The organism is Geodermatophilus sp. SYSU D00766 (assembly GCF_054049915.1).
In genome coordinates, this window is sequence record NZ_JBJGYI010000037.1 from 35890 (window position 1) to 47045 (window position 11156).

At 76.0% G+C, this 11156-nt stretch carries 8 protein-coding genes; 5 read left to right on the forward strand and 3 right to left on the reverse strand.

Annotation, left to right across the window (positions count from 1 at the left end):
- Positions 1-78: 78 nt before the first annotated feature.
- From ACI8AD_RS20620 to ilvC, 5 genes are all read left to right on the forward strand, one after another.
- Positions 79-2790, forward strand: a complete 2712-nt coding sequence (locus ACI8AD_RS20620) for a putative bifunctional diguanylate cyclase/phosphodiesterase (RefSeq protein WP_456872398.1) — start codon at positions 79-81, stop codon at positions 2788-2790.
- Positions 2783-5473 (forward strand): putative bifunctional diguanylate cyclase/phosphodiesterase, encoded by a 2691-nt coding sequence (locus ACI8AD_RS20625; protein ID WP_456872399.1) that lies wholly within the window; start codon positions 2783-2785, stop codon positions 5471-5473. Before ACI8AD_RS20620 ends, ACI8AD_RS20625 begins: the two co-directional genes overlap by 8 nt.
- 230 nt (positions 5474-5703) lie before the next feature.
- Positions 5704-7572 carry an acetolactate synthase large subunit gene (locus ACI8AD_RS20630; protein ID WP_456872400.1) on the forward strand — a complete coding sequence of 623 codons (1869 nt, stop codon included), beginning with the start codon at positions 5704-5706 and terminating at the stop codon, positions 7570-7572.
- A gap of 12 nt (positions 7573-7584) precedes the next feature.
- Positions 7585-8112, forward strand: coding sequence for an acetolactate synthase small subunit (gene ilvN, locus ACI8AD_RS20635; protein ID WP_089402463.1), 528 nt, complete (start codon positions 7585-7587; stop codon positions 8110-8112).
- A 62-nt stretch (positions 8113-8174) separates the two neighbouring features.
- A complete protein-coding gene (gene ilvC / locus ACI8AD_RS20640) occupies positions 8175-9203 on the forward strand; it encodes a ketol-acid reductoisomerase (protein ID WP_456872401.1) in 1029 nt (342 codons plus the stop codon).
- A gap of 67 nt (positions 9204-9270) precedes the next feature.
- Here ilvC and ACI8AD_RS20645 read toward each other — a convergent pair whose 3' ends face one another.
- The 3 genes from ACI8AD_RS20645 to ACI8AD_RS20655 all read right to left on the reverse strand — a co-directional run.
- The gene (locus ACI8AD_RS20645) at positions 9271-9891 is read right to left on the reverse strand and encodes a hypothetical protein (RefSeq protein ID WP_456872402.1); all 621 of its coding nucleotides are present in this window, start codon (positions 9889-9891) and stop codon (positions 9271-9273) included.
- A 119-nt stretch (positions 9892-10010) separates the two neighbouring features.
- Positions 10011-10373, reverse strand: coding sequence for a hypothetical protein (locus ACI8AD_RS20650; RefSeq protein WP_456872403.1), 363 nt, complete (start codon positions 10371-10373; stop codon positions 10011-10013).
- A gap of 56 nt (positions 10374-10429) precedes the next feature.
- Positions 10430-11156: hypothetical protein (locus tag ACI8AD_RS20655; RefSeq protein ID WP_456872404.1), on the reverse strand; the 727-nt coding region annotated here is incomplete at its 5' end.

Below are 11156 nucleotides of genomic sequence, written 5' to 3' on the forward strand. Positions count from 1 at the left end.
GGCCCGCCACCCCCTCCTTGGGGTGAGCGGGCGCCCCGGCGGGTGTCCCCGGTCGGCCGGGGTGCCGACACCCCGGGTGTGGACCGACGGACGAGGTGGCTGTTCGCGGCGGCCGTGCCGGCCGTCGCGGTGTGCGTCGCCGCCGCCGTGGACCCGGCCCTGCACCTGTCCGGGGACGTCGTCGCCGGCCTCGCCGGGGTCGCGACGGCGGCCGCGCTGTGGGCCGCCAGCCGCTCGGGCGAGGCCGCCGACCGCCCGTGGCGGCTGCTCGCCCTCGCGCCGCTGTTCCCCGTCCTCGCGCTGCTGGTCTCGTGGACGGTGCAGCCGGACACCGTGCTGCACCAGGTCGTGCTGCGCTGGCTGCCGACCGTCCCCGGCTACGTCGTCACCGTCGCCGCGCTGCTCGGCATGGCCGGGCGCGCGGGCCTGCGCCGCACCGACCCCCGCACGGTGCTCGAGCTGGCCCTCTTCGGTGCGGCGGCGCTGGTGGTCATGCAGGTGCTCATGGTCGGCCCCGGCAACAGCTGGACCGCCCTCTCGCTCGGCGCGCAGCTCGTCCTCGGTGCCGCCGTCGTGGCCACCGGCGCGGTCATGGCCGCCGCCCTGACCGTCCTCGGGGCCGTGGAGGCCCACCGCCAGCGCATGGCCGCCGTGCTGCTCGGCGCGCTGGTCCTGCTCGCCAGCGCCCGCGGTGCCGGGACCTCCGCCGCGCTGCTCGGCGCGCCCGACGTCGTCGCGGCCACCCGCGTCGCCGTCGTCGTCGGGCTGGCGCTGCTGGTGCTGGCCCGCTCGCTCGACACCGGCCCGGCCGCCGACCCCGACGCGGTCCGCGTGCCCCTCAGCGGTCCCGCCGTCCAGCTGCGGTCGGTGCTGCCCCAGCTCGCCCTGGTCGTGGTGGTCGCCATCGTCGTCGGGTCGCTCGCCCTCGGTACGGGGCCCACCTGGGTCACCCTCGCCGGCGCGCTGCTGTGCGTGGCGCTGTCGGCGGCGCACCGCTGGGTCACCGCCCGCGAGGACCACCAGCGCAGCGCCCGGCTCCGCCACGACGAGGCCTACTTCCGCAACCTGCTGCACTCCACCCGCGAGGCGGTGCTCGTCCTCGACCGCCGGCTGCGCGTGGACTGGGCGTCCCCGGCGCTGGCCGCGCTGCTGGGTGTCGCGCCGGGCGAGCTGGCCGGCCGCGACCTGCTCGGTGGCGCCCCCGGCCGGCCCGGGACGATGGACCCCGAGGACGCCGCCCGGCTGCGCCGCGCCCTCGACGGCGCCTCCGACGGCACCGGCGGGCTGGTCCTGCTGCGGCTGCGCGACGCCGCGGGGGACACCCGCCACCTGGAGGCCAGCGTCTCCGACCTGCGTGCCGACGACGCCGTCGCCGTGGTCGTGCTGCACTGCCGCGACGTCACCGAGCGCGAGGCCCGCGAGCGCGCGCTGGAGGAGGTCGCCTACACCGACGGGCTCACCGGCCTGCCCAACCGGGCCGGCTGGGAGGCCGCGCTGACCGCCGCCCTGACCGCCGAGCCGACCGGACCCCGGCCGGCCGTGCTGCTGGTCGACGTCCGCGGACTCGACGCCGTGCGGGAGGACGCCGGCCGCGACACGGTGTCCGCCGTCCTGGTCGAGCTCGGCCGACGGCTGCGCGCCACCGTCCGCGGCGACGAGGTGGTCGCGCGCATCGCCGGCGGCACGTTCGGCGTCCTCGCCGCCGGCCCGTCCGACACCGCCGCCCTGCTCGCCGACCGCTGCCTGGCGGTGGTCGAGCAGCCGGTGGCCACGCCCGCGGGCGTCTTCGACCTCACCGGCGACGTCGGTGTCGTCCTCGCCGAGCCCGGCCTCGACGTCGCCGAGCTCACCGCCCGCGCCGAGCTGGCCGTGGCCACCGCCCGCACCTCCGGCTCGGCCCGCGCCACCGTGTGGACCCCGGCGCTCGGCGCGGCCGCCGTCCGCCGCGACCGGCTGCGGGAGGACGTCGCCGGCGCGGCCGGACGGGGCGAGATGTGGGTGGCCTTCCAGCCGATCGTGTCGATGGAGGAGCAGCGGGTCACCGGCGTCGAGGCGCTGCTGCGCTGGCGGCACCCCGAGCTCGGCGACGTGCCGCCGCGCGAGTTCGTCCCGGTCGCCGAGCGCGCCGGCGTCATCGCCGACCTGCAGCGCTGGGCGCTGCGGGAGGCCTGCACGGTCACCGCCGCGCTGCCGCTCGTGCAGGGCCTGCCGCTGCGGCTGGGCGTCAACATCTCCGCCGCGCACGTCGCCGCCCGCACCCTGGTCGAGGACGTCGCCGCCGCGCTGTCGGCCGCCGGCCTGGAGCCCGAGCGGCTGGTCCTGGAGATCACCGAGGAGACCGTGCTCGCCGACGACGGCCCCGCGGCCGGCGACATCCAGGCGCTGCGGCTCATGGGCGTGCACGTGGCGCTCGACGACTTCGGCACCGGCTCGTCCTCGCTGGTGACCCTCGTGCGGCTGCCCATCGACGTGCTCAAGCTCGACCGCGCCTTCGTCTCCCGCGTCGACCGCGACCGGCAGAGCCGCGCGCTGTGCGAGTCGGTGGTGACCATCGGCCGCACGCTCGGCCTCGACGTCGTCGCCGAGGGCGTGGAGACCCCCGCGCAGCTGGGCGTGCTGCGCGGCCTGGGCATCGGCTTCGCGCAGGGCTTCCTGCTGTCCCGCCCGCTGCCGCCGGCCGAGCTGGTGCAGGTGCTGAGCGAGGGTGCCGGCGCGCTGTGGCCCGGCCTGGTCGGGCTGTCGGCCGACGGGGACGAGACGCGGGTGGTCCCGGTGGTCCGCGGTGCCTGACCCGCGCCCGCGCGCCGTCCCCGCCGCGCTGGGACTCCTCGCCCTGCTGGCCGCCGGCGCGACCACCGTCCAGCTGACCGGTGCCCCCGGGAGCGCCGCGCTCGTGCACGGCGCGCTCGCGCTGGCCGCGGGGACCGTCGCCGCCGTCCTCGCCGGGTCGGCCGGCCGCCGGCCGGGCCGGCCGGGCCGGCCGTGGCGGGTGCTGGCCGCCGCTGGCGGCCTGCTGGCCCTGGGCCAGCTGCTCACCGTCACCGCCCCGGCCGGCGGCCCGGTCACCGGCGGCGCCGGGGGCCTCGCCACGCTGCTCGCCGGCCCGGTCGCCGTCGCTGCGGCGGTCTGCCTGCTGCCGCCCCGCGCGCAGCGCCGGCTCGGCAGCCGGGTGCTGCTCGACGGCCTGGTCGTCACCGCCTCCGTGGTGCTGCTCGTCGGCGTCCTGCTCGCCGGCGTCGTCCGCACCGTCGGCACGCCGGGGCCGGGCCTGGTCACCCGCGGCCACCTCCTGGCCGGGGCGCTGCTGTGCGGCGTCGGGCTGGTCACCGTCACCGCGGTGTCCGAGCAGCGGCGCCGCTCCGCCGGCTGGCTGCTCACCGCCTTCGCGGCCATGGCCGCCGGGGCGCTCGGCAACGCCGCCCTCCGCTCCGTCCCCGACGCCGGGCAGGCCCGGCTGTGGGGCGTGCTCACCGTGCTGGCCTGGCTGGGGGCGCTCGGCGCCGTCCTGTGCGCGGCCGCCGCCGACCGCACCGGCACCGGCGCGGCCGACCCGGAGGGCGGGCGGCGCCGCGCGCTGCCGCTGCGCGGCGGGGTGCTCGCGCACGTCGCGGCCACCGCCGCGCTGGTCAGCCTGAGCGCCGGCGTGGTGGCCGGCCGGCCGCTGACCGCCGCCGAGGCCGCCGGTGCCGCCGTCCTGCTGCTGCTCACCTCCGCCCGCACGCTGTGCTGGGCCCTCGACGCCGCCCGCCTCACCCGCCGCCTGGAGCGGACCGAGGGCTGGTTCCGCGCGCTGGTCCACAGCGGCGACGCCGTCACCGTGGTCCTGGACGGCACCGGCACCATCACCTCGGCGACCGGGCCGGTGCAGGACCAGCTCGGTCGCGCCGAGGTCGACCTGCGCGGCCGGGCGCTGGCCGACCTGCTGCACCCCGAGGACCACGACCTGCTCGTCCGGGTCGCCGCGGCGCTGCGCGACGGCACCCCCGAGGGCCTGCCCGCCACCGGCCGGCTGCGCACCGAGGACGGCACCTGGCGCGACGTGGAGGTCGCCGGGGCCGCCCGCACCGGCGACCGGCGCGCCGGCGACGGCCTGGTGCTGCACCTGCGCGACGTGACCGAGCGCCGCGCCACCCACCGCGAGCTCGAGCGGATGGCCTACACCGACTCGCTGACCGGCCTGCCCAACCGGGCCCGGTTCATGGCCGCGCTCGAGGCCGCCCTCGACCGCGCCGGCCGGGGCCGCAGCGCCTGCGTGCTGCTGGTCGACCTCGACGGCTTCAAGGCCGTCAACGACGTCGCCGGCCACGACGCGGGGGACCGGCTGCTGTGCGAGGTGGCCGACGCGCTGCGCGCCGAGGCCCGGGCGGGTGACCTGGTCGCCCGCCTCGGCGGCGACGAGTTCGCCCTCGTCGTCGACGCCGGTCCCGAGGACGCGCTCGTCCTCGCCGAGCGGCTGGTCGCCCGGCTGGACCACACCCGCCGCCACGGCGAGGCCGGCCCGCTGCTGCACGTCTCGGCCAGCGTCGGCGTCACCGAGGTGCTGCCCGGTGCCGACGTCTCGGCGACCGTCCGCGAGGCCGACCTGGCGCTGCGCACCGTCAAGGCGCAGGGCAGGAACGGCGTGCGGGCGTCGGGGGAGGCCCTCGTCGAGGAGGTCGCCCGCCGCAGCCGGCTGGCCCGCGACCTGCCCGGCGCGATCACCGGCGGCCAGCTGCGGCTGGTCTACCAGCCCGTCGCCGGCACCGTGGAGCAGCGCGTCCTCGGCGTCGAGGCGCTGGTCCGCTGGGACCACCCCGAGCTCGGCCCGGTGTCCCCGGAGGAGTTCATCGGCCTGGCCGAGGAGGACGGGCTGATCGTCCCGCTGCAGCGCTGGGTGCTGCAGACGGCGACCGCCGAGCACGCCCGGCTGCTGGCGGGCGGCCGCGACCTCAAGCTCGGCGTCAACATCTCCGTGCGCCACCTGCAGGCCCGCTGCCTGGTCGAGGACGTCACCCGCGCCCTGCACCGCTCCGGCCTGCCGGCGCACCTGCTGATGATCGAGGTGACCGAGAGCGTCCTCATGGACGACGACGAGCGGCTGCTCGCCGAGCTCGCCGAGCTGTCGGCCCTGGGCTGCATCGTCTCCCTCGACGACTTCGGCAAGGGGTACTCGTCGCTGGCCTACCTGGCGCGGCTGCCCGTGCAGGTGCTGAAGATGGACCGCGGCTTCGTCTCCGGCATCGACACCGACCCGCGCGGGGCGGCGCTGGTGGGCAGCGTCGTCGACCTCGGCCGCACCCTCGGCATGGACGTCGTCGCCGAGGGGGTCGAGACCCCGGCGCAGCTGGCGGTGCTCACCCGGCTGGGCTGCGCCTTCCTGCAGGGCTGGCTGATCGGCCGCCCGGTGCCGGCCGCCGAGCTGCCCGCGCTCGTCGGCGGGTTCGACCCCGCACCGCTCGCCGGGGCCGTCCCGGTCCCCGTCGCCGTCCCATGAACCGGCCGACACGGTCCCACTGCATGGGACGGTCTGGTTGACGTCGCGGCGGCGGAGGCGCACAGTGTCGTCGTGCCCTCCGCCTGCCAGCTCCTCGTAGTCGCCTAGCGCGCCGGTCGCCCGACCGACGCGCTGTCCCCCTCTGTGCCCGCGGCACGAGGGGTTTTTTGTTGCCCGAGCTGGCACCCGAACCGCACGCCCCCGCACGTCCGGCCCAGGAGACGCCCCGCATGACCACCACCCCGAGCGAGTCCGCAAGCCGAGAGGCCGCCGCCGCCCTCACCGGCGTCGAGACGACGGCCCGCTCGATCGCCGAGTCCGCCGCCCGGCCCGCGTCGGGCATCACCGGCGCGCAGAGCCTGGTCCGCTCGCTGGAGGCCGTGGGGGTCGAGGTGGTCTTCGGCATCCCGGGCGGGGCGATCCTGCCGGCCTACGACCCGCTGTTCGACTCGCACGTCCACCACGTCCTGGTGCGGCACGAGCAGGGCGCCGGCCACGCGGCCACCGGGTACGCGCAGGCCACCGGCCGGGTCGGCGTCTGCATGGCCACCTCCGGCCCGGGCGCGACCAACCTGGTCACCCCGCTGGCCGACGCCTACATGGACTCGGTCCCGATCGTGGCCATCACCGGCCAGGTGCCCAGCGCCGCGATCGGCACCGACGCCTTCCAGGAGGCCGACATCCGCGGCATCACGATGCCGATCACCAAGCACAACTTCCTCGTGACCGACGCCGCGGAGATCCCGCAGCGGATCGCCGAGGCCTTCCACCTGGCCGCCACCGGCCGCCCCGGCCCGGTCCTGGTCGACATCCCCAAGGACGTCCTGCAGGCCACCACCGACTTCGCCTGGCCGCCGCGGCTGGACCTGCCCGGCTACAAGCCGACCACCCGCCCGCACGGCAAGCAGGTGCGCGAGGCGGCGACGCTGATCGCCGGCGCCCGCCGCCCGGTCCTCTACGTCGGCGGCGGGGTGCTCAAGGCCGGCGCGACCGGGGAGCTGGCCGAGCTCGCCGCGCTCACCGGCGCGCCCGTCGTCACCACGCTCATGGCCCGCGGCGCGTTCCCCGACAGCTCGCCGCAGCACCTGGGCATGCCCGGCATGCACGGCACCGTCGCCGCGGTCACCGCGCTGCAGAAGGCCGACGTCCTCGTCGCCCTCGGCGCCCGCTTCGACGACCGGGTGACCGGGAAGCTGTCCACCTTCGCGCCCGGCGCGCTGGTCGTGCACGCCGACATCGACCCCGCCGAGATCGGCAAGAACCGCAGGGCCGACGTCCCGATCGTCGGGGACGCCAAGGAGACGATCGCCGAGCTGGTCGGCGCCCTGCGCGCCGAGCACGAGGCCGGCCGCCGGCCCGACCTCACCGCCTGGTGGGCCCAGCTCGACGACTGGCGCACCCGCTACCCGCTGGGCTACGACTGGCCCGAGGACGGCTCGCTGTCGCCGCAGTACGTCATCGAGCGGCTCGGCGCGATCGCCGGGCCCGACGCGGTCTACACCTCCGGCGTCGGCCAGCACCAGATGTGGGCCGCGCAGTTCATCCGCTACGAGAAGCCGGGCACCTGGCTCAACAGCGGCGGCGCCGGGACGATGGGCTACGCCGTCCCCGCGGCCATGGGCGCCAAGTACGGCCGCCCCGAGGCCACCGTCTGGGCCATCGACGGCGACGGCTGCTTCCAGATGACCAACCAGGAGCTGGCCACCTGCGCCATCGAGGGCATCCCGATCAAGGTCGCCGTCATCAACAACGGCAACCTCGGCATGGTCCGGCAGTGGCAGACCCTCTTCTACGAGGGCCGCTACTCGAACACGCGGCTGCACGCGCGCAACGCCGACGGCACGCCGAAGCCGGTGCGCATCCCCGACTTCGTCGCCCTCGCCGAGGCGCTCGGCTGCGTCGGGCTGCGCTGCGAGACCAAGGACGACGTCGACGCCGTCATCGAGAAGGCCATGGCCATCGACGACGCCCCCGTCGTCATCGACTTCGTCGTCGGCGCCGACGCCCAGGTGTGGCCGATGGTCGCCGCGGGCGCCAGCAACGACGACATCCTCGCCGCGCGCGACCTGCGCCCGGTCTTCGGCGACAACCAGGTCTGAGGGAGTACGCGCATGTCCCGCCACACCCTGTCGGTCCTGGTCGAGAACAAGGCCGGTGTCCTCGCCCGCGTCTCGGCGCTGTTCAGCCGGCGCGCGTTCAACATCGAGTCCCTCGCGGTCGGGCCCACCGAGAACCCCGACCTGTCGCGGATGACGATCGTCGTCGACGCCGAGTCCGCGCCGCTGGAGCAGGTGACCAAGCAGCTGAACAAGCTGGTCGAGGTCATCAAGATCGTCGAGCTGGACGGCGGCGCGGCGGTGCAGCGCGAGCTGCTGCTGGTCAAGGTGCGCGCGCCGCTGGCCGAGCGCACCACCGTGCTGCAGACCGCCGAGCTGTTCCGCGCCCGCGTCGTCGACGTCAACACCGACACGGTGACCCTCGAGGCCACCGGCACGCCGGACAAGCTGCAGGCCCTGCTCGCCGTCCTCGCCCCGCTGGGGATCAAGGAGATGGCGCAGTCGGGCACCGTCGCCCTGGGCCGTGGACCGCGCTCGATGAGCGGCGCCGGTACCTTGCGCCCGGTCGACCGCAGCGCCTGAACCCGACCGTCCGAACCGGCCTTCAGCACGATGAAGGCACCACACCAGAGGAGCACCACCGCATGGCCGCCGAGATCTTCTACGACGACGACGCCGACCTGTCGATCATCCAGGGGCGCACCGTCGCCGTCATCGGCTACGGCAGCCAGGGGCACGCCCACGCGCTGTCGCTGCGCGACTCCGGCGTCGACGTCCGCGTCGGCCTGCCCGAGGGCTCGAGGAGCCGGGCCAAGGCCGAGGCCGAGGGCCTGCGGGTGGTCACCCCCGCCGAGGCCGCCGCCGAGGCCGACCTGGTCATGGTCCTCGCGCCCGACCACGTGCAGCGGACGCTCTACACCGAGTCCATCGAGCCCAACCTGCAGGACGGCGACGCGCTGTTCTTCGGCCACGGCTTCAACATCCGGTTCGGCTACGTCAAGCCCCCGGCCGGTGTCGACGTCGCCATGGTCGCCCCCAAGGGTCCCGGCCACCTGGTCCGCCGGGAGTTCGAGAACGGCAAGGGCGTGCCCTGCCTGGTCGCCGTCGAGCAGGACGCCACCGGGGAGGCGCTCCAGCTGGCGCTGTCCTACGCCAAGGCCATCGGCGGCGCCCGTGCCGGCGTCATCCGGACGACGTTCGCCGAGGAGACCGAGACCGACCTGTTCGGCGAGCAGGCGGTGCTCTGCGGCGGCATGTCGCACCTGGTCACCGCCGGGTTCGAGACGCTGACCGAGGCCGGCTACCAGCCCGAGATCGCCTACTTCGAGTGCCTGCACGAGCTGAAGCTGATCGTCGACCTCATGTACGAGGGCGGCATCGCCAAGCAGCGCTGGTCGGTGTCCGACACCGCCGAGTACGGCGACTACACCTCCGGCCCGCGGGTGATCGACGCGCGCGTCAAGGAGACGATGAAGGACGTCCTGGCCCGCATCAAGGACGGCTCCTGGGCCGCGGAGTTCATCGCCGACCAGGACGCCGGCGCCCCCGACTTCAAGCGCCGCCGCGCCGAGGCCGAGGCGCACCCCATCGAGGAGACCGGCCGCCAGCTGCGCGGTCTGATGAGCTGGGTGTCGGCCTCCGACGACTACACCGGCACCGCCGACCGCGGCTGAGCCCGGACACCGAACGGCCCCCGCTGCCCGTGGCAGCGGGGGCCGTCGTGCGTCCGGGCCCGGGGGCTCAGTAGGACAGGCCCCGCGAGGCGAAGTACTGCTTCGACTGCGGCTGCTGCAGCAGGAAGATGATCAGCCCCGGCAGCAGGAAGCCGAGCAGCGCGGAGAACTCGAACCCGCCGCCGACGGCCAGCGAGACGACCAGGGTCAGCAGCTGGATGCCGACCGAGGCGTAGCTGCCCAGCAGCAGCAGCCGCGGACCCTTGCCGGTGAGCACCTGGATGCCGCCCACGAGCACCACCACGGCGGTGGCGATCGCCAGGAGGGTGACCAGCCCGAGCAGCGGGCTCAGCGCGAACAGCAGGCCGATGCCCAGCAGCGCCAGGAGGCCGAAGAGCGACCCCAGGCCGCCGATGACGACACCGATGACCGCCGCGGCCGTGACCTGACCGGGACGCTGCCCGGCCGGACCGCCGGAGGGGGAGGGGCCGCCGAAGCCGCCGTAGGGCGCCGCCGCCTGGCCGTAGGGCTGCTGCCCGTACGCCTGCTGGCCGTACGCCTGCTGCCCGTACGGCTGCTGGCCGTAGGGCTGCTGACCGTAGGGCTGCTGGCCGTAGGGCTGGCCGGGCGCCCCGGCTCCGGGCTGACCCCCCGGCGGCGTGTTCTTGTCGAAGCTCGGGCTGGTCATGTGCCTGCGGATCTCCTCTGGACGGGACGGGCGCCGGGTCGGCGGTCGGCGGAGTGTAGGGCGGGGGACACGATCCGTGGGGAGCGCGCGGCGCGGCCGCTCCCTCCTCCGGGGGACGGTCAGCGGCGGTCGCGCACGGCGGCGAACCAGGACCGCGACGCCGGCCGGTTGGGCAGCACCGCGACGGCGATCCCCACGGCGAGCAGGGCGACGGGCAGCAGCCCCACGCCGCCGCTGACCAGAGCCGTGACCAGTCCCAGGGTCGTGAGCAGCGCGAACGCCGCACCGGCGGCCGTCAGCAGCCGGCCGCCCCTGCCGCGCAGCGTCTGCACGGAGCCGCCGGCGGCCAGCCCCGAGATGGCGAGGAAGACGACGCCGAACACGGCGTACCCGGGGCTGATCGACACCGCGGAGAAGAGCAGCAGCGCGTACACCAGCGTGTAGACGGCCAGCAGCAGCCCCAGCGCCCCCGCGGCGACCACCGGCCCCGGACGCGGGACCGGCCTGCCGGGGCCGGGGACGGGACCGCCGCCCACCGTCAGCGGCCGCGGCGGGCGCGGTGCGCGGCGAAGAAGGCGGCCGCCGGCTTCATGGACAGCAGGACGACGATCGCCAGCGCGCCCAGGAAGAACAGCAGGCTGGTGATGATCCCGCCGGCCCCCGCGGTCTGGGAGTCGGCGAGGTTCCCGACCAGCCCCAGGAGCGTGACGGCCAGGGCGATCGCGCCGCCCACGAGCAGCAGCACGCGGCTGCGCCCGGTGAGCGCCCACACCGAGCCCCAGATCATCAGGACCGTCCAGATCAGCGCCAGCAGGCCGAACACCAGGAGCACGCCGCCGAGCGCGCCGGCGACGGCCTCGAAGCCGGGGATCTCGTTCTCGACGTCGCTGCCGGCGCTGCTGGTCACCGCTCCGGCGAACAGCAGCAGCAGGCTGAACAGCACGCCGATGGCACCGAAGACGAACCCGAGGACCACCGCCGTCACCACGCTGCCGGGCTTGGCCGGGACGCCGCCCTGCCCGTACTGCTGGGCGTACCCGGGCTGGCCGTACTGCTGCCCGTACTGCTGGCCGTACTGCTCGGTGCCGTAGCCCTGCTGCCCGTACTGCTGGGCGTACCCCTGCTGCCCGTACCCCTGCTGGCCGTACTGCTCCTGGCCGTACTGCTCCTGGCCGTACTGCTCCTGGCCGTACTGCTCCTGGCCGTACTGCTCCTGGCCGTACTGCTCCTGGCCGTACTGCTCCTGGCCGTACTGCTCCTGGCCG

Bases quoted from the DNA above. Each gene is read 5' to 3' on its own strand.
- ACI8AD_RS20630 (WP_456872400.1), top strand. From the start codon at position 5,704: ATGACCACCACCCCGAGCGAGTCCGCAAGCCGAGAGGCCGCCGCCGCC.
- ilvN (WP_089402463.1), top strand. From the start codon at position 7,585: ATGTCCCGCCACACCCTGTCGGTCCTGGTCGAGAACAAGGCCGGTGTC.
- ilvC (WP_456872401.1), top strand. From the start codon at position 8,175: ATGGCCGCCGAGATCTTCTACGACGACGACGCCGACCTGTCGATCATC.
- ACI8AD_RS20645 (WP_456872402.1), bottom strand. From the start codon at position 9,891: ATGACCAGCCCGAGCTTCGACAAGAACACGCCGCCGGGGGGTCAGCCC.